This window comes from Lutibaculum baratangense AMV1, assembly GCF_000496075.1.
Classification (GTDB): Bacteria; Pseudomonadota; Alphaproteobacteria; order Rhizobiales; family Tepidamorphaceae; genus Lutibaculum; species Lutibaculum baratangense.
Genome location: NZ_AWXZ01000040.1, coordinates 320,025 through 337,899, shown reverse-complemented (window position 1 = coordinate 337,899; position 17,875 = coordinate 320,025). Strand labels below are relative to the sequence as shown.

General features: G+C 67.9%; 20 protein-coding genes. 3 read left to right on the top strand and 17 right to left on the bottom strand.

The features are described from left to right. Positions 1 to 6 precede the first annotated feature (6 nt). The 14 genes from N177_RS19345 to N177_RS19285 form a co-directional block, all read right to left on the bottom strand. Positions 7 to 1,182 carry an FIST signal transduction protein gene (locus tag N177_RS19345; protein ID WP_244444315.1) on the bottom strand — a complete coding sequence of 392 codons (1,176 nt, stop codon included), beginning with the start codon at positions 1,180 to 1,182 and terminating at the stop codon, positions 7 to 9. Positions 1,183 to 1,500: 318 nt separating this feature from the next. Then, positions 1,501 to 1,794 (bottom strand): hypothetical protein, encoded by a 294-nt coding sequence (locus N177_RS19340; RefSeq protein WP_040486186.1) that lies wholly within the window; start codon positions 1,792 to 1,794, stop codon positions 1,501 to 1,503. 1 nt (position 1,795) lies between these two features. Further along, on the bottom strand, positions 1,796 to 2,839 hold the full coding sequence (locus tag N177_RS19335) for a DUF6352 family protein (RefSeq protein WP_023434118.1): 1,044 nt from the start codon (positions 2,837 to 2,839) through the stop codon (positions 1,796 to 1,798). Next, on the bottom strand, positions 2,839 to 3,312 hold the full coding sequence (locus N177_RS21765; protein WP_244444321.1) for a DUF6505 family protein: 474 nt from the start codon (positions 3,310 to 3,312) through the stop codon (positions 2,839 to 2,841). Before N177_RS21765 ends, N177_RS19335 begins: the two co-directional genes overlap by 1 nt. A 2-nt stretch (positions 3,313 to 3,314) precedes the next feature. Further along, positions 3,315 to 4,064 carry a biotin/lipoate--protein ligase family protein gene (locus tag N177_RS19325; protein ID WP_023434116.1) on the bottom strand — a complete coding sequence of 250 codons (750 nt, stop codon included), beginning with the start codon at positions 4,062 to 4,064 and terminating at the stop codon, positions 3,315 to 3,317. 10 nt (positions 4,065 to 4,074) lie between these two features. Beyond that, on the bottom strand, positions 4,075 to 4,266 hold the full coding sequence (locus tag N177_RS19320) for a DUF6494 family protein (RefSeq protein ID WP_023434115.1): 192 nt from the start codon (positions 4,264 to 4,266) through the stop codon (positions 4,075 to 4,077). 37 nt (positions 4,267 to 4,303) lie between these two features. Further along, the gene (locus N177_RS22275; protein WP_023434114.1) at positions 4,304 to 4,432 is read right to left on the bottom strand and encodes a hypothetical protein; all 129 of its coding nucleotides are present in this window, start codon (positions 4,430 to 4,432) and stop codon (positions 4,304 to 4,306) included. Next, complete coding sequence (locus N177_RS19315) at positions 4,429 to 5,775, bottom strand: c-type cytochrome (protein ID WP_023434113.1); 1,347 nt, start codon at positions 5,773 to 5,775, stop codon at positions 4,429 to 4,431. The genes N177_RS22275 and N177_RS19315 overlap by 4 nt, the downstream gene beginning before the upstream one ends. Positions 5,776 to 5,791: 16 nt before the next feature. Continuing rightward, complete coding sequence (locus N177_RS19310; protein ID WP_023434112.1) at positions 5,792 to 6,931, bottom strand: formate dehydrogenase subunit gamma; 1,140 nt, start codon at positions 6,929 to 6,931, stop codon at positions 5,792 to 5,794. Between the two features lie 102 nt (positions 6,932 to 7,033). Continuing rightward, positions 7,034 to 7,225 carry a hypothetical protein gene (locus tag N177_RS19305; protein WP_023434111.1) on the bottom strand — a complete coding sequence of 64 codons (192 nt, stop codon included), beginning with the start codon at positions 7,223 to 7,225 and terminating at the stop codon, positions 7,034 to 7,036. A 4-nt stretch (positions 7,226 to 7,229) separates the two neighbouring features. Then, on the bottom strand, positions 7,230 to 7,826 hold the full coding sequence (gene fdh3B, locus N177_RS19300) for a formate dehydrogenase FDH3 subunit beta (protein WP_023434110.1): 597 nt from the start codon (positions 7,824 to 7,826) through the stop codon (positions 7,230 to 7,232). Positions 7,827 to 7,840: 14 nt separating this feature from the next. Continuing rightward, positions 7,841 to 10,735 (bottom strand): formate dehydrogenase subunit alpha, encoded by a 2,895-nt coding sequence (locus N177_RS19295; protein WP_023434109.1) that lies wholly within the window; start codon positions 10,733 to 10,735, stop codon positions 7,841 to 7,843. 60 nt (positions 10,736 to 10,795) lie between these two features. Next, on the bottom strand, positions 10,796 to 10,999 hold the full coding sequence (locus tag N177_RS19290) for a hypothetical protein (RefSeq protein ID WP_023434108.1): 204 nt from the start codon (positions 10,997 to 10,999) through the stop codon (positions 10,796 to 10,798). 92 nt (positions 11,000 to 11,091) lie between these two features. Continuing rightward, positions 11,092 to 11,673 (bottom strand): TorD/DmsD family molecular chaperone, encoded by a 582-nt coding sequence (locus N177_RS19285; protein ID WP_023434107.1) that lies wholly within the window; start codon positions 11,671 to 11,673, stop codon positions 11,092 to 11,094. Between the two features lie 266 nt (positions 11,674 to 11,939). Between N177_RS19285 and moaA the strand changes: the two genes are divergently transcribed. Further along, the gene (gene moaA, locus N177_RS19280) at positions 11,940 to 12,965 is read left to right on the top strand and encodes a GTP 3',8-cyclase MoaA (protein WP_051402495.1); all 1,026 of its coding nucleotides are present in this window, start codon (positions 11,940 to 11,942) and stop codon (positions 12,963 to 12,965) included. Positions 12,966 to 12,994: 29 nt separating this feature from the next. On the opposite strand, the gene N177_RS19275 is transcribed toward moaA, so the two are convergent. Next, a complete protein-coding gene (locus N177_RS19275; protein ID WP_023434105.1) occupies positions 12,995 to 13,810 on the bottom strand; it encodes an ion transporter in 816 nt (271 codons plus the stop codon). Between the two features lie 101 nt (positions 13,811 to 13,911). Between N177_RS19275 and N177_RS19270 the strand changes: the two genes are divergently transcribed. Continuing rightward, positions 13,912 to 14,592, top strand: coding sequence for an HAD family hydrolase (locus tag N177_RS19270; RefSeq protein WP_023434104.1), 681 nt, complete (start codon positions 13,912 to 13,914; stop codon positions 14,590 to 14,592). Positions 14,593 to 14,684: 92 nt separating this feature from the next. On the opposite strand, the gene N177_RS19265 is transcribed toward N177_RS19270, so the two are convergent. Continuing rightward, the gene (locus tag N177_RS19265; protein WP_040486185.1) at positions 14,685 to 15,299 is read right to left on the bottom strand and encodes an ATP-dependent Clp protease proteolytic subunit; all 615 of its coding nucleotides are present in this window, start codon (positions 15,297 to 15,299) and stop codon (positions 14,685 to 14,687) included. Positions 15,300 to 15,405: 106 nt separating this feature from the next. Next, the gene (gene gcvA / locus N177_RS19260; protein ID WP_023434102.1) at positions 15,406 to 16,320 is read right to left on the bottom strand and encodes a transcriptional regulator GcvA; all 915 of its coding nucleotides are present in this window, start codon (positions 16,318 to 16,320) and stop codon (positions 15,406 to 15,408) included. Positions 16,321 to 16,496: 176 nt separating this feature from the next. Here gcvA and N177_RS19255 point away from each other — a divergent pair, with 176 nt between their 5' ends. Further along, positions 16,497 to 17,696 carry an aminotransferase class V-fold PLP-dependent enzyme gene (locus tag N177_RS19255; protein WP_023434100.1) on the top strand — a complete coding sequence of 400 codons (1,200 nt, stop codon included), beginning with the start codon at positions 16,497 to 16,499 and terminating at the stop codon, positions 17,694 to 17,696. The last annotated feature ends 179 nt before the right edge of the window (positions 17,697 to 17,875 follow it).

Here is a 17,875-nt window from a genome sequence, read left to right as displayed (position 1 = left end):
CCTCGCTCAGGTGCCGAAGGCCACGGCGGAGATCATCAGGTTGCCGTGCACGTTTCGCCCGAGCAGCAGCCCCTGCTCGCCGAACGTGAAGCATCCAAGGAACGGGCTGCCGCCGAGCTGCTCCGCGATTGCCGAGGCGACCTTCGGCATCTCGTCACCCACGGCCAGCCTGCACCCGCCGCAATAGACGACGATCGCCCCCGCCAGCCGCCCGCCCGCGCCGACCACCTCGTCCAGTGCCGCCGCCGCGACGCGCCCGGCCCGGTCGATCAGTCGCTTGCGATCGCCATGCATCGCGTAGAGGCGCGTCCCCTCCTCGATCGTGGCGAAGGTCGACAACCCGCGCTCGGCAGTGACGGCCTCCGGATGTACGAGCAGATAGTGAGGCACGTCCGCCAGCGATCCGGCGTCGAGTCCCAGCGGCCACATCGTCGTGTCAGCCAGGATCGGCCCACCCGAGGCGATCTTGCCGGCGAGCCCGCCGCCGATCCACTGGTCGTAGACCTCCGCGGCCGGCTGACCGTCGATCTCCAGGATCCGGCGGCCACGCGCCTTCGTGACGATACCGCTCTCCGATCCGCGTTCGCCGTCGATCCGCGTGACGATGCCGCTCGGCCCCGCCGGCTCGTAGCCGCCTCGGAAGGCGAGGCCGATGCCGCCCGTGGAGAACAGGACGCCGACCACGACCCCGTCCCGCATCGGCCCCTCGGGGCCGAGCTGGCGCCACTCGCCGCTGACGGCCTCGTCGGCGGCGCTGCCGCCCACGATGGGGCAGCCGTCGCCCACCGTCCGCCGCAGGCCCTCGATCACCGCTTCCTCGTGCCCGGGCGTCTGATAGATCCAGATGAGTTCCGGCAGTTCTCCGGGGCAACCGGCGGCGTCGAGCGCGGATGCGAGCGCTCGCTCCGCGGCACCGGCCGCGTCATGACCGAGGCGTTCCGCTGCCGAACCGTAGTTGCCATCGGGATCCTCGATACCGAGAAGCCCGATCGAGTGCCTGCCGCCGAGGCCCTTCCCGGACATGACGCCGGAACAGGATGTTCCGCCGACCAGCGGCACGCCGGGGAACCGCTCCGCCAGGACGCGGTACAGGTCGGCGTCGTCCTGCGTCGACGCGTAGAAGGCAAAAAGGAAGGAGGGGGAGAGGTCCATCGTGTCGAGCTTGCGTCTGAGATCGGACAAGGCTTCCGCCGGGCTATCCCCGGCGGCCACGACAGACTGCACCCGCACCATGTTCCGGTTCCCCAACCGAGCCGGCCGCCGCCATCCCCCGTGGGCGAAGCCCATCCCCGGCGACGCAGGCCTGCGAAATGCCCCGAGACGGCATTCCCACCGGCCCTATCGGTAACTTCCCCTCGATTAAGAAGAGATTGATCGGGACTGACAGGTTATGAAGGTTTCAATGGATTTCGACTGTGGGACTTCTTCGTCGCGGGCAGTCGTCGCCGCCGGATGCGCGGAACCCGAATTGGCGAAGGGTGGCTCGGCTCCCACACGGGCTCAGCCCCCCTCGCCCACCGTCTCCCTGCAGAAATTGACGACGCTCTCGCGGATCGGCGCTGCCATCTCCTGGGTCACGAGCCCGCGGGAGATCTGGTCGTCGAGACGCGAGAGCCGCTCGGTCACGCAGTCCTGGACGGCGGGCGGCAGGCCCGAGGTTTCGACACGCTCGCGGAAGAGCTCGTACCGGTTCAGGTAGACGAGGAGCGCGATCACCCCGACGAGCACGAGCGCTGCCACGCCGCGGGCGACAGGCCCGTTCAGCGGGTCGCGATCACCCTGTGGAGCCGCCATCTCAGCGCCCCGCCAGGGGGAGGTTCACGAGCAGGTTCTGCGGCTTCATGCGCAGCCGGCGATCGGCGCTCATGGCGAGGCCGAGATAGACGGGTTTGCCCCGCATCCGCTCCATGACGGCCTCCTCGTCGCGGATCTCCATCCGAAACAGCGCCAGAACGCGCGAAAGCCGTTCGTCGTCCACGTCCTTCCCCTCGTAGAGCGCGTTCAGGATGGCGGTGGCTTCGGCATCGAGGCCGATATGCCAGGTCCAGCGCTCGTCCTTGATCGACTGCATCGGCTGCACCCGGACTGCAAGGCCCAGAAAGTGCTTGATCCACGCCTCGATCACCCGCGCGAAGGCGTCGAGCGCCGGTTCCGTGAAACGGAAGTCGGCCACGGTGTCGAACCGGTCGCTGCGCGCCCAGTAGGTCTCCTTGTTGTCGTCGCTCAGCACGTCCATCTCGACCGTGCGCTGCGGAGTTCCCGTCATCGCCATGAGCTGGCCGAGCCCCCCGAGCCCCCCCGACGCCGCCATCATCTCCACGATCTCGTGGTCGGCGAGCATGATCCGGCCGTCGTCGAGACTGACGCTCTGCTCGCGGAAGAAGATCTCGCCTGCGCGCATTCGGAAGGGGTCGGAAGCGGTCTTGAGGACGTTGCGCAGGATCGCGTGCGCGAGCTGGTCGACGAAGAGCGGGGGCACCGGGTCGCTGCGCCCGGAGACGATCGCCATATACGCGCCCTCGAGCGTCCCCTCGCCGAGAAGCAGGTTCCGGAAGCGCAGGAAGATGCGATAGTTCTCGGCGGCGTCCTCGTCGGCGAGGGCCTGCAGCTCGACCGGCGAGACCATCCGCGCGGGGTCGGCGAGCAGCGAGTCGTAGAGCTGCTCCTCGGCCAGACAGGATTCCTCTACGGGCTTGATCTCGGGCCGCGCGAGATAGGCGCGGATATAGTCCGGAGTCACGCCCAGCCATCCGTTCCCTGCCGGCTCCGTCAGCTGGTAGCCGGAAGACAGCCAGAACTCGCGCGTGTCGAGCCAGATATCTCCCTCGCCGGTGGCCATCATTCCTCCACGACGTCCCAAACGCGCGCGTGCTGTGGCTCTCGCGTCGGCTCGACGATGCGAAAGGCCTCGCGAATGCCGCCGTCCTCGCCGATCCCGCGCCAGACCGTGAAGATCGTGTTCAACAGCGCATCCTTGGCAAGATCCATGGCGAAGGCCAGCTCGGCTTCCGCCTCGGGCCGCGCCTCGGCAAGCCCCGGCGCGCCGTAGTGCTCCACGAAATGGCGGGCCAGCGCCTCGCGCGCAGCCTCGAGCTCCACCTCGTCCGCCTCCGTCACCGCGACGAAGGTTGCCCGGCCGAAGCTCGTGAGGCCGAGAAAACCGTTCGCAAAGGCTTGCCGGGTCTTTCCGGCGAGCCCCTCCGGCTCGATCGCCGCGAAGGCGAAGGCCCCCGAGACCGCCAGCTCGCCCGGCGCCGCGGCCGGCGCGAAGACGTGCTCGTCCGAGGCATCGAGCCGTATCGTCCGCAGCATCTTCACCGCAGGGCCTCTTCCGGTGACCCGCAAGCGCCCGCAGCCTCGAGGATGATCGTTCCGCTGCTCGTCCCGAGCACGAGATCGCCATGCTCCGCGAGACCCAGGAAACGCCCCTCGTACCGGCGCCCCTCGTGGTGCAGCTCGAGCGTCGAGCCGGGCTCCGGCATGCGCGACATCAGCGTGCGATGCGCGGGAGCGAAGCCCTCGGCCTCCCACTCGTGAACGCGCGCCAACATGTGGCGGCTGGCCGCCTCCACGAGATCCGTCCGGGTGATCTCGCCGCAGCCCTCCTCGTGAAGGTCCGTCACGTCCGGCTCGAGCCCCGGATCGGCCCGGGAGCCCTGCCGCATCAGGGCGATGTCCATCCCCACGACCATCCATAGGGGTATGTCGTCGAGCGCCGCCTCGGGAGACACGGCGATCCGCACGCCGCCGACCCGGCCGCCGTTCACGCGCACCGTGTTCGGCCAGTCGACCGTCACCGACGTCTCCGGCGGCGCGAGCGAGGCCAGCGCGTCGGTCAGCGCCGCGACGGCCACGGGCAGCATCTCGATGGCCCGGCGGCGCGGCGTGTCGGGCTCGAGCACCAACGCCATCATGAAGTGCGCCGCGTCGCGTCCCCACACCACGTCGCCACCCCCGGCCTCGCCGGTTCGTGCGGCCTCGACGGCCGCCTCGAACGGCCGCGCGGGGGTTTTCACGGACCGGCCGCTCAGGAGCGGAGGGAGGATCGGCTCCGGCAAATGCATGATCGCTGGCTCAGACGAGGTCGATCTTCCCCTCGACCACGTGCTCGAGATCCGTTCCCTCGGCCGTGAGGACCACGCGGACAGTCACGCTCTCGCCGTCGACCTTGCCCTCGTGCACGATGCGCTCGATCTCGCGCTGCGACGTGACACCGACCTGCTTCAGGAATTTCCTGAGCGACATGTTGAACCGGTCTTCGTTCATAGGGCCTCCAGCCTGTCTGTTCGGCCCCGCGTCGCCTTCAAAGACGCACGGAGCCACGCTCCGAGACGTAAACGCTCGAGGCCGACATGTCGATCGATCCGAGCGCGACCCAGGCGGCCACGCCGATAATGGTCATGAGCGCACAGCCGGCGAGGAAGGCTTTCATCCTCCGTCTCCCTTCATGATGGTGTCGTCTGCGGGCGAGGGCTCGGTCGCTTCCTTCAGATATGCGACGAGAGCGTCCCGGTCGAGGTCGTTCTTCAGCCGTTGCAGCGGCATTTTCGAGCCAGGCGTCACGATATCGGGGCCGTGGTCGAAGAGCTGGCTCACGGTCTCCTCCGTCCACACGATGTCGAGTTCCTTCAGCGCGTCGGAGTAGGGATAGCCCGGCACCGTGCCGGCCTTCCGCCCGAAGAGGCGGTAAAGCGTTGGTCCTGCGCGGTTTTCCCCGTCGGGCGTGAGCGTGTGGCAGACGGAGCACTTGCGGCGGAACTCCCGTTCGCCGGCCCCCATCCCGTCGTCGCTACCCACCTGGAACCTGCGCGGAAACTCCTCGTCGAGCGGCTCGAACGGGTTCGCCGGATCGAACCTCCAGAGGAAGGCGCGGTCGTCGAGCCCCGCGCGGTAGATCGCCCGCCCGTCCGGTGCGAAGGCGAGGCCCCAGATCGGCCCGTAGGGCGTCTCGAAGCGCGCTACCACGCTCCAGTCGGCGAGGTCGTAGAGCACGAGCTCCCCCTTGGCGCTGCCCACCGCAACGCGTCCACTGGCCTCGTCGAAGGCGACCGAGAGAACCGGCCCTCCCATCGGCGGAAGCGACTTGAGCTCCTGCCCGAGCCTCAGGTCGACGAGCCCCACGACACCGTCCGCCGCGCCGTAGAGAAGCGTCTCGCCCGGCAGGGCCTGCAGGACGTTCACGCCCCAACCATGCCTGACGAGCGGAGCTTCCGCCCGCATCGTCTCCAGATCCCAGCGCCTGACGGTGCCGTCATAGCCGCCGGAGTAGAGCGTGCGCCCGTCCGGGGCGAAGGCCACGGCATTCACGTTGCCGTCGTGCCCCTCGAGGACCGCGACCTCCTCGCGCGCCGCGACGTCGTAGACGCGCACGGCATGATCCCAGCCGGCCGATGCGGCGAGCGTGCCGTCGGGGCTGACCGCCACGTCGAGCACCTTCTCGCCGGAGCCGGCGAAGCGCTGCGCCAACTCCCCGGCCTCGAGATCCCAGAGCCCGACGGAGCCGTCGTCCGAGGCCGACACCGCGAGCCGGCCGCCCGGAACATAGGCGACATCGTTCACGGCCGCCTCGTGGCCGACGAGGCGCGCGGCGACCTCGGCCTTCTCCTCGCTCAGCCGCCAACGGATGATCGTGTAGTCGAAGGACGCCGACAGCATCTCGCCTTCTCCCCCGGCGAGACCCCGGATGGGCCCGCCATGGCCGTCGAGCGCGTCGGGCCAGGCCGCGGCCGCGGTGGGCAGAAGCGCCACCGCGAGCGCGAGGAGGGCTCGCGGCATCAGGTGTCCCCCGCCCCTATTCGGCAGGGTGCGCCTTGGGTGCCGGACCGCCGTGCACCGCGTCGTCACCACGCCTGGAGAGCTTCTCTTCGACCCACAGATCATGATGCTCGCGTGCCCAGTTCAGGTCGACCTGGCCGGATCCCATGGCCGCGAACGCGCCCTGCATGCCGATCGTGCCGATGTAGATATGGCCCAGAATGATGCCGATCATCACGAGCCCGATGATGGCGTGCCAGATCTGCGCGAGCTGCATCTCCTGCACGACGCTCAGAGTGGTCGGCAGATCGAACCCGAAGACGTTGAGGAAGGCGAACGTCTTGGCGAACAGGGGGAACTCGAACGGGAAGAGCAGCGCGATGCCGGACAGGCTGACCGACAGGCCGAGCAGCAGCACGAGCCAGTAGAGGATCTTCTGGCCGGCATTGAACTTGTGGGACGATGCGTGCCCGCCCTTCGAGAACAGCCCGCCTGCCTTCATGAGCCACTTGAGGTCGGTGCGGCCCGGGATGTTCCGTCCGACCCACATGACGAAGACCATCAGGAGCCCCACCATGAAGGCGAACGAGATGTAGTTGTGGACGTGCTTGCCGAAATTCGTCACCGCACCGAAGATCTCCGGTCCGACCACCGGCATGATCACGTAGCGGCCGTAGAGGATGTTCAGCCCGGTCAGCGCCAGCAGGATGAAGGACACGCCGAGGAGCCAATGCGCCATGCGCTCGGTGAAGTCGAAGCGCGTGATCGTGCGGCCGTCCTTGCCGGCCTCGATCATGATGCGGCCACGGACGAGGAAGAACAGGGCGAGCAGCCCGATCATCCCGAGCAGGCCCCAGATCCCATAGTAGGAGACCGCGCCGTTGCGAACGACGCGCCAGTTCTCCCCTTCGGACTGGATGAGCTGGCCGGCCTTCCGGTCGGGTATCGAGACCGTGCCGAACGTGCCCTGGCGGACGGCGCGCCACATATCCGCGTCCGAGGTGGTGCCCCGAACGCCACCCGGCACCTGCCCGCCTTCCGGGCTGGCCTGTGGAGCGGGCTGCGCCACGTTCGGATCGACGCCCGACTGCGCGAACGCCGCCTGCCCCAGGCTGAGGCAGATGACAGCCAGCAGGGGCAGAAGGTAAAGCGCCATGCGGCGGAGGAGGATCGGCATGTCGGTCGTCTCCTGATGAAACGTCGCCCGCCTCGGCCATATTGGCCGACGGCTTCGTCCCGTCGTGTTGTCCAGCGGCGCCGATCGGCTGCCGCCCGCTCATCAGAACTTCTGGCGCAATGCCCGTTGCTCGAGCTCGCGCTGTTGCTCGGCCGTCAGCGGCGTGTCCGCGGGGCCTTCGTAGACGCCCTTCTCGCTGATGTAGTCCCGCTCGAGCGCGTCGTCGCGGCAGGCCGAAAGGCCCGCCGCCACGATCACGAGAGCGCCCAGAACGAGGTGCTTGGCTGCCGGCACGTCATCAGCCTCCGGTGTTCGCCCCGTAGGCGGTGCCCCAGCCCCAGGCCCCCGAACCGAAGCCGCGGGCCACGACGCGCTCGCGGTAGATGTCGGAAACGGTGTTCCCGTCGCCGGCTAGCAGCGCCTTCGTTGAGCACATCTCCGCGCAGAGCGGGAGCTTGCCTTCGGCCAGGCGGTTGCGGCCGTATTTCTGGAACTCCGCCTCCGAGTTCGCGATCTCGGGGCCGCCGGCGCAGAAGGTGCATTTGTCCATCTTGCCCCGGCTGCCGAAATTGCTGGCCTGCGGGTACTGCGGCGCGCCGAAGGGACAGGCGTAGAAGCAGTAGCCGCAGCCGATGCAGAGGTCCTTGGAGTGCAGAACCACGCCCTGCTCGGTCTGGTAGAAGCAGTCGACCGGGCAGACCGCCATGCACGGCGCGTCGGAGCAGTGCATGCAGGCGACCGAGATCGACCGCTCGCCGGGCTGGCCGTCGCCGATCGTCACGACGCGGCGGCGGTTGATGCCCCACGGCACCTCGTGCTCGTTCTTGCAGGCCGTGACGCAGGCGTTGCACTCGATGCAGCGCTCGGCGTCGCAGAGAAACTTCATGCGTGCCATAGATTATTCCTCCCTCAGGCCCGCTCGATCCGGCAGAGCGTGGCCTTCGTCTCCTGCATCTGCGTCACGGAGTCGTAGCCGTATGTCTGGGCGGTGTTGGTGGATTCGCCGAGCACGATCGGGTCGGCGCCCTCGGGATACTTGCCCCTCAGATCCGCGCCCTGGTACCAGCCGCCGAAGTGGAAGGGCATGAACGCCACGTCGCGCCCGACGCGCTCCGTGACCATCGCCATGACCTTGACCTTGCCGCCCTCGGGCCCGTGGACCCAGACCATCTCGCCGTCCCTGATGCCCAGCGAGTTGGCGTTGTAGGGGTTGATCTCGACGAACATGTCCTGCTGCAGCTCGGCGAGCCACGGGTTCGACCGGGTCTCGTCGCCGCCGCCCTCGTACTCCACGAGGCGCCCCGACGTGAGGACGATCGGGAAGTCCTGCGAGAAGTCGTTCACCTGGATCGACTTGTAGAGCACCGGCACGCGGTGCATCTTCTTGTCCTCGTAGGTCGGATAATCGGCCACGAGGTCGCGACGCGCCGTGTAGAGCGGCTCGCGGTGCAGCGGCACCGGGTCCGGGAAGTCCCACACCACCGCGCGTGCCTTCGCGTTGCCGTAGGGCGCGCAGCCATGCTGGATCGCGACGCGCTGGATGCCGCCCGAGAGGTCGGTCTTCCAGTTGACGGCCTCGACCTTGTCGCCGCCGATCTGCTCGATCGTGGCGCGCTCTTCCGGCGTCAGGTCGCCGTCCCAGCCGAGCTTCATGAGCATGCCCATGGTGAACTCGGGATAGCCGTCCTCGATCTCGGAGCCGACGGGATACACCCCCTCGGCGAGCAGGTTGTAGATCTGCCCGTTCTCCTCGCGCTCGACACCGAAGCGGGCCCGGAAGCCCATCCCGCCGTCGGCGACGGGCTTGGAGATGTCGTAGAGGTTCGGAGACCCCGGATGCTTCATCTCGGCGGTGCCCCACGAGGGCCACGGCAGGCCGTAATAGTCGCCGTCGCACGGGCCGCCATTCGCCTTCAGCGTCGTCTTGTCGAAGGTGTGCTGGTTCTCCATGTGGAGCTTCAGGCGCTCCGGCGACTGGCCGGTATAGCCGATCGTCCACATGCCGCGGTTGTATTCGCGCGTCAGGTCCTCGACCAGCGGCTCCTCGCCGTTGACCTCGATGTTCTTGAACATCTCCTGGTCGAAGCCGAACTTCTTCGCGAACTTGTACATGATCGTGTGGTCGGGCAGGCACTCGAAGAGCGGGTCGACCACCTTCTCGCGCCACTGCAGCGACCTGTTGGACGCCGTCACCGAGCCGTAGGTCTCGAACTGTGTCGCCGCCGGCAGGAGATAGACGCCGTCCTTCCTGTCGTGCAGCACCGCCGAAACGGTCGGATAGGGGTCGATCACGACGAGGAGGTCGAGCTTCTCCATCGCCTTCTTCATGTCCGGCAGGCGGGTCTGCGAGTTCGGCGCGTGCCCCCAGAACACCATGCCGCGGACATTGTCCGGCTGGTCCAGCACCTCCTTCGCCTCGAGCACGCCGTCGAACCAGCGACTGACCGGGATGCCCGCCTTCTCCATGATGTCCTTGGAGTGGAACTGCTGGAGAAGATAGTCGTAGTCGACGTCCCAGACGCGCGCCCAGTGCTTCCACGACCCCTCGGCGAGGCCGTAATAGCCCGGCAGCGAGTCCATCACGACGCCGAAATCCGTGGCGCCCTGGACGTTGTCGTGGCCGCGGAAGATGTTCGTGCCGCCGCCGGCCGTGCCGATGACGCCGAGCGCCAGGCCGAGCGCGCAGTAGGCGCGCGTGTTGTTGTTGCCGTTGGAGTGCTGCGTGCCGCCCATGCACCAGATGATGGTGAAGGGCCGGTTGTTCGCCAGCGTCTGCGCCACCCGGCGCAGCTGCTCGCCGGGAACGCCGGTGACCCGCTCGGTCTCCTCCGGCGTCCAGCGCGCCACCTCCTCGCGGATCTGGTCCATGCCCCACACGCGGGTGCGGATGAACTCGGCGTCCTCCCAGCCATTGTCGAAGACGTGCCAGAGAATGCCCCAGATCAGCGCGACGTCGCCGCCGGGCCGGAAGCGCACATACTCGGTCGCGTGGGCCGCCGTGCGCGTGAAGCGCGGGTCGCAGACGATGAGCGGAGCGTTGTTCTCCTCCTTCGCCTTCAGGAGGTGCATCACCGACACCGGATGCGCCTCGGCGGGGTTGCCGCCGATGAGGAAGATGGCGCGCGAGTTGTGGATGTCGTTGTAGGAGTTCGTCATCGCGCCGTAGCCCCACGTGTTGGCCACGCCGGCGACGGTGGTCGAATGGCAGATGCGCGCCTGATGGTCGATGTTGTTCGTGCCCCAGAAGGCCGCGAACTTGCGCATCAGGTAGGCCTGCTCGTTCGAATGCTTGGCCGAGCCCAGCCAGTAGACGGAGTCGGGCCCCGACTGCTCGCGAATCTCGAGCATCTTGTCGCCGATCTCGTCGATCGCCTGGTCCCAGGAGATCCGCGTCCACTTCCCGTCGACCATCTTCGTCGGGTATTTCAGCCGCCGCTCGCCATGCGCGTGCTCGCGCACCGAGGCGCCCTTGGCGCAGTGAGAGCCGAGGTTGAACGGGCTGTCGAAACCGGGCTCCTGCCCGATCCACACGCCGTTCGAGACTTCGGCGAGCACCGTGCAACCGACCGAGCAGTGCGTGCACACCGACTTGTGCATGGTCACGTTGCCGGGCGTCGCGGGACCCGCGGCCTCGGCCTTCCGGACCATGCCGCTGCCCAGCGTCGAGGCGGCGGCCACGCCGCCGGCGACGAGGCCGGAGCGGCGCAGGAACGTGCGGCGGTCGATCGTCTCGTGGGCGAACCCGGCCATTGCCTGCGAGAGCCGCGAGGCGCGGGGGGACCCGGTCGTCTTCTTCCTAAGCATTGTCTCTCTCCTCCACCGCGCCCTTCACGATCGGGCGCGGCCCTCCTGGGGCGAAGCGGATCAGAAGCGCGAAACCTCGTAGACCTTGCGCACGTGCTCGGTCTCCCGGTAGCCGGCACCGGACGTCCCGTCGGCGGCGGCGACCGCCGCCTCGGCCTCGCCCTTCCCGGCGACCAGCGTCGCCCCGGCGACCACCGATCCGAGCCCCGCGAGCCTCAGGAACCCGCGCCGGGATTCCCCGGCCTTGTTGTCCTGGCGTTCCATATCGAACTCCTCTCTCCACGCTCCCTCCTCCTGGAGGAAGGATCATCAACTTCCGGTAACGGACGTGGCGCCGGCCGGCGGCAGCGTCCGCTTCAGACCATCTCGAATCCGGCTTCCTCGACCTCGACGAAGCTCCGCCCCAGCGCCCCGACCGGGGCATAGAAGCGGGCCGTCTTCGCGTTCCCGAGATCCTTGAAGAAGTGGCTGGCCCAAGGGGCCAGATGACTGGAGAAGAAGCGCTTCTGCTCTTCGAGACCGGCGCCGGGCGCGAGATCGCCCGTGATCAGCCCGCCCATCATGTCGCACACGGCGGCGATGTGGTCCTCGGGCTCCCTGACCTCCGGCGAGCGCTCGATGCCGAGTTCCGCCATGCTCTGGCGCAGTCGCGCCAGCGGCTTCTCGTTCAGGAATCCGGTCAGGTAGTAGGAGCCGTAAGGGACGAGCTCGCCCCGGCCGAGCCCGATGAAGAGGTCGTGATACTCGCGCTCGACGCTCGCCGGCGTCGCCTCGCGCGCGGCCTCGGCCACCGCCCGAATCGCGCGGCCGATCTCGCTGTCGTCGCCCACGAGCGCACGACAGAGTCCGAGATCGCCTTCCGAGGCTGGCCGCGACAGAAGGCGGGCGAGCAGCCTGTAGAACTGCGCGCGCGCCACATCTTCCGCGGCGATTTCCATCGCTGCTTTCGACACTCTCACCCACGGCCCGAAGGCCGCGCCTCTCTCCAAGGAACATCTTGCACAAGAAATCAGCTTTCGTGCAAGTCCGCTCGATGTTGCGCTGCAACAACGACACCCCATTGAACGGGCGCGCAAAATCCGCATGTAATGGGCAGAAATTCCGGGCAGGCTATGGTGGCACATGCGCGGGCGTCTGCCTGACGCTACGGTCGCCGCGACGAAACAACCGGCCCTTTAGACCTCGAACCGCCCACGGCGTGAACATGAGTGCCATTTCAGACATCACCGCACGGGCGCCGCTCGTCGACCCGTTCCAGCGCGCGATCACCTATCTCCGGGTCTCGGTGACGGACCGCTGCGACTTCCGCTGCGTCTATTGCATGTCGGAACACATGAATTTCCTGCCGAAAAAGGAGCTTCTCACGCTTGAGGAGCTCGACCGCGTGTCGACGGCCTTCGTCGAGCGCGGCGTCAGGAAGCTGCGCATCACCGGCGGCGAGCCGCTCGTCCGGCGCAACATCATGTCGTTCTTCGAGGCGATGTCGCGGCACCTCGAATCGGGCGCGCTCGAGGAGCTGACCGTCACGACGAACGGCTCGCAGCTCCAGCGCTTCGCCAAGGGGCTGCACGCCGCGGGTGTGCGCCGCATCAACGTGTCGATCGACACGCTCGATCACGACAAGTTCAAGGCGATCACGCGCTGGGGCAGCCTCGACAAGGTCCTCGCCGGGCTCGACGCGGCCCAGCAGGCGGGACTGAAGGTGAAGATCAACACCGTCGCGCTGAAGGGGGTGAACGAGGACGAGCTCGAATCGATGCTGCGCTGGGCGCACGGCCGCGGCATGGACATGACGATCATCGAGACGATGCCGATGGGCGAGATCGAGGAGGACCGGACGGACCAGTACCTCCCCTTGAGCCTCGTGCGTGCGCGGCTGGCGCAAGCCCTCACCCTCGAGGACATCCCGTACAAGACCGGCGGCCCGGCGCGCTACGTGGAGGTGAAGGAGACCGGCGGACGGCTCGGCTTCATCACGCCGATGACCCACAATTTCTGCGAGAGCTGCAACCGGGTGCGGCTGACCTGCACGGGCACGCTCTATATGTGCCTCGGCCAGGACGACGCGGCCGACCTGCGCGAGGCGGTGCGTGCCTCGGAGGGCAACGAGCTCCTGCACCAGCGAATCGCCGAGGCGATCGCCCGCAAGCCGAAGGGCCACGACTTCGTCATCGACCGGCGCTCGAAGAAGCCGAGCGTCGGCCGGCACATGAGCCTCACGGGCGGCTGAGCGCAAGCGGCGCCGCCGCATCCGTCATCTCACGGCTTCGCGCCGCCTCCCGCCTGGGCGGCATGGACAGCGCGAAGTTCCGCGACCTCGTGACGCAGGGCCCTGAGCTCTTCCAGCAGCATCGCGTTCTCCGCGTGGACCATCTCCTGTTCCGCCTCCGCGAAGGCCTGGTGCTCCTCCTGCATGGCCGAGACGATCACACCGATGAAGAGGTTCAGGACGGCATAGGTCGTGCACAGGATGAACGGCACGAAGAACAGCCAGGCCTGCGGATAGGCCTCCATGACCGGCCGCACGATGCCCATCGACCAGCTCTCCAGCGTCATCACCTGGAAGAGCGTGTAGATCGAGGCGCCGATGCTGCCGAACCAGTCCGGAAACGTCTCGCCGTAGAGCTTCGTCGCCATCACCGCGAAGACGTAGAAGACGAGCCCCAGAAGAATCACGATCGAGCCCATGCCGGGCAGCGCCGCCACGAGCCCGCCGATCACCCGCCTGAGCGAGGGCACGACCGAGATGAGGCGCAGCACGCGGAGGATACGCAGCGCGCGCAGCACCTGAAGGGGCCCCGTCGCCGGCAGGAGCGAGATCGCCACGATCGTGAAGTCGAAGAGGCTCCACGGGTCGCGGAAGAAGCGCGGCCCGAAGGCGAAGATCCTGAGGGCGATCTCGACGACGAAGATCCCGAGGATCGCGCGGTCTATCCCGATGAGGAGGGGCCCCACGGCCGCCATGGCCGCGCCGCTCGTCTCGAGGCCCAGCACGATCGCGTTCAGGACGATGACGCCGATGATGAAATATTCCCACCTGCGGGAACGGAGGAAGCTGGCGAGTGCGTTGCGCATGAGGCCGATTCGCTTGAGGTTGTGGCCGACGAATGGCCCTCTACCCCTCCCCGGCGTCAAGAGCCTGGCGCGCACGAGAACATGAAGAAGCGACCCTTCCGATGCTGACGATATTCGACTGCGACGGAGTGCTGATCGACTCCGAGATCATTTCCGCCCGGGTCGACGCCGGGCTGCTCGCCACGATCGGCTACAAGGTGAAGCCCGAGGAGATGGCCGAGCGGTTCGCGGGCTTCACGACCGAGAGGATCTTCGAGGCGGCCGCGGCCGAGGTCGGGCGGCCTCTCCCCGAGGGGATGGTGGAGAAGGCCGAGGCGGAGACTGATCGCCGCCTGAAGAGCGAGGTGAAGGCGCTGGCGGGCGCGAAGGAGATGCTCGACCAGCTGCCGGGCAACCGCTGCGTCTGTTCGAACTCGCGCCGCGAGCGGCTGGAGGTCAGCCTCCGCGCGGCCGGTCTCTGGGGCCGGCTCGAGCCGCATATCTTCTCCGCTCGCGACATCGGAGACGGCCGCGGCAAGCCCGAGCCCGACGTCTTCCTCCACGCCGCGCGCCAGTTCGAGATCGATCCGCGGGAGGTGATCGTGGTGGAGGATTCGCCGACTGGCGTCACCGGCGCCATGCGCGCAGGCATGCGCGTGATCGGCTTCACCGGCGCGAGCCACACCTATACCGGCCACGCGGAGGTGCTGACGGAGGCGGGCGCGGTGACCGTGGTGAACCGGCTGAGGGACGTCCAGGCGACGATCCTGGCGCTCAGGGAATGGAACCCCGAGGCGCTCTGACGCCGCGGCGCCACGGCCTTCACACGGGCGGATGCGAGGACGCCGGCGTCTTGCCGCCGGCGTCCGGTTTCATCCGTGATCCGTGAGGGTCGTCAGCGCAACTCGCTCACATTGTCGATGACCTTGCCCACGAGGCCGTACTCGACGCCCTCCTGCGCGCTCATCCAGTAGTCGCGGTCCGTGTCGGCGACGATGCGCTCCAACGTCTGGCCCGTCGCCTCCGCGAAGATCCTGTTGAGGCGGTCGCGCATCCGGATGATCTCGCGCGCCTGGATCTCGATGTCGCTGGCCATGCCGCCCGCGCCGCCGTGGGGCTGGTGCAGGAGGAAGCGGGTGTTCTTCGTGCAGAACCGCCTCTCCTTGGGCACGGAGACGTAGACGAGCGCCCCGGCGCTCGCGACCCAGCCCATCCCGACCATGCGCACGTCCGGCGCGATGAATCGGATCGTGTCGTGGATCATGTCGCCCGACTCGACATGCCCGCCGGGCGAGGAGACGATCACCGTGATCGGATCGTTCGAAACCTGGGCGAGCGCGAGGAGCCGCGAGCACACTTCGCGCGCCACGGTGTCCTTGATCTGCCCGGTGATCAGCACCGTCCGCGCGTCGAACAGGTGGTTGTCGACCTGCAAGGACGGCGCGTCCTTCTCCTTGGACGGCTTCTCGTCCTCGAGCCGTGCCGGCTCCTGCATCGAAACTGCTCTCATAGGGGTAACTCGCTTCCTGCCGCATGGCGGCTGATTCGGAGAGACGTCAGGTCCCGGTCCTTACTAATCGACCCGACCGCCCGCTTCCACCCGTGCGCGTCCTGCCTCACTCGTTGCCGCGGCGCGCCTCGCCCAGGAGCCAGTCGCGAAAGTGCCGGACCGCGGGCCGGGCCGGAATACCGTCCGGCTCGAGCAGGTAGAAGGCGCGGTCGGAGCGGATCGCCGACTTGAGCGGCCGCACGAGGTCGCCGCGCGCGATCAGATCCTCCGCGAGCCTGCCGCCGCACAGCGCGACGCCCTCCCCCCGGATGCAGGCGTGGATCAGAAGCATGTAGTTGTCGAAGGACAGCCCGCCCTCCTCGCCCGGCTCGTCGATGCCGAACTCGGCGAACCACGAGGGCCAGGTCACCCAGTTCCGGTCGAACTGGACCATGTGCAGGCGGGTCGCCTTCCTCAGCGCCGCGAGCGTGTCGATCGGCCCGTGCTCCGCGAGGAAGCGCGGCGCGCAGACCGGGAAGATGTCGTTGTCGAACAGGTAGTGCGCCCTCAGTCCCGGCCACTCGCCCCGCCCGTAGCGGATGGCGAGGTCGATGCCCGACCGGGTGATGTCCCGCGTCTTCGCGGTCGCCACGAGGTGCAGGTCGACGTCGGGATAGTTGGCCCGGTAGTTCGCGATCCGCGACATGAGCCAGTAGGAGGCGAAGGTCACGCTCGACGACACCGTCACGTCCGCTCGCGTACGCTCCTCGACGATCTCGTCGGCGGCCTGCGCCACATGCTCGAAGCCGATCGCCACGGCGCGGGCCAGCCGCTGGCCGATGCCTGTCAGCTCGAGCTGGCGATGCCGCCGCTCGAAGAGCGTGGCGCCCAGATGCTCCTCCAAATGCTGGACCTGGCGGCTCACGGCAGCCTGGGTGACGAGCAGTTCTTCGGCGGCGCGAGTGAAGTTCAAGTGGCGCGCGGCGGCCTCGAAAGTCAGGAGCGCGTTCAGCGGCGGAAGCCGCCTGCGAAGGCTGGCCATGATCTCAACTCATCGTGGTGCGAGAATTAGCTGGTTTACGCAATAGCGTCCTCTCTGTCCAATGTGATGGCTGAGGCGCTGTGACATACAACAAGACGTAAGGACGGGCTCGCGACCCCTCTCTCCACCAGGACACCGCGGCCCCGCCTCGCCCATTCAAGGAGGAAAGACCCGACATGCGTGCCGGTTATCATGCACTTTTCATTCCCGGTCCGACAAATCTGCCGGAACGCCTTCGGACGGCCATGTTCGTTCCCTCCGAGGACCAGCGGTCGCCGGACTTCCCGAAGCTGACGGTGCCGCTGTTCAACGACATCAAGCGCATCTTCAAGATGTCGAGCGGCCACGTCTTCCTCTACCCGGGCTCCGGCACCGGCGGCTGGGAAGCGGCCCTCACGAACACGCTGTCGCCCGGCGACAAGGTGCTGACCTCGGTCTTCGGCCAGTTCTCCCACCTCTGGGCCGACATGTGCCGCCGCCATGGCCTCAACCTCGACGCGATCGAGGTGCCGTGGGGCGAGGGCGTGCCGGTGGAGACGTATGCCGAGCGTCTCGCCGCGGACAAGAACCACGAGATCAAGGCCGTCCTCGTCTGCCATAACGAGACCGCCACGGGCGTGACGAGCGACGTCGCCGCCGTGCGCAAGGCCCTCGACGCGGCGGGTCACCCGGCGATGCTGATGGTCGACGGCGTGTCCTCCATCGCCTCGATCGATTTCCGCATGGACGAGTGGGGCGTCGACATCTGCGTGTCCGGCACGCAGAAGGGCTTCATGCTGCCGACAGGCCTCTCGATCGTCGCGGCGAGCGATCGTGCGATCGGCGAGACGACCCGCGCAAAGCTGCCGCGCACCTATTTCAGCTTCGAGGACATGCTGAAGCTGAACAAGGACGGCTACTTCCCCTACACGCCGGCCACGCCGCTCCTGCACGGCCTGCGCGCCTCGATCGACCTCCTCGAGGAAGAGGGGCTGGAGAACGTCTTCGCGCGGCACCACCGGATCGCCGAGGGCGTGCGCAAGGCCGTCGACGCCTGGGGCCTCAAGCTCTGCGCCCGCGAGCCGAAGTGGCACTCCGACACCGTCAGCGCGATCCTCGTGCCCGAGGGCTTCGACGCGGGCAAGGTCGTGAGCCACGCCTACCACCGCTACGGCCTCTCGCTCGGCGCGGGGCTGTCGAAGGTCGCCGGAAAGGTCTTCCGGATCGGCCATCTCGGCTGGATGAACGAGCTGATGATCATGCAGGCGCTCGCCGGCGTCGAGATGACGATGCGCGACCTCGGCATGCAGGTTGAGGCGGGCGTCGGCGTCGCGGCGGCCGAGGAGCACTACCGCCGCAGCGCGGCCGGAGCTTCGTCGACCCGCGCCGCCGCCTGAGGACGAAACCCGGGCAGAAGGTCCCCATCCGCCCGAGACTCCGCCCCGCTGATCCTCCCGGGGCGAGACAGCCGCCGCAGCGCGACCAGGCGACCGCGCTGCGGCGGTTCCGTTCCCGTCGATGCGACCTGGGCGAAGGGTGATCCCGAACCGCCCGTCGAGCCTCCGGGCATAAGCAA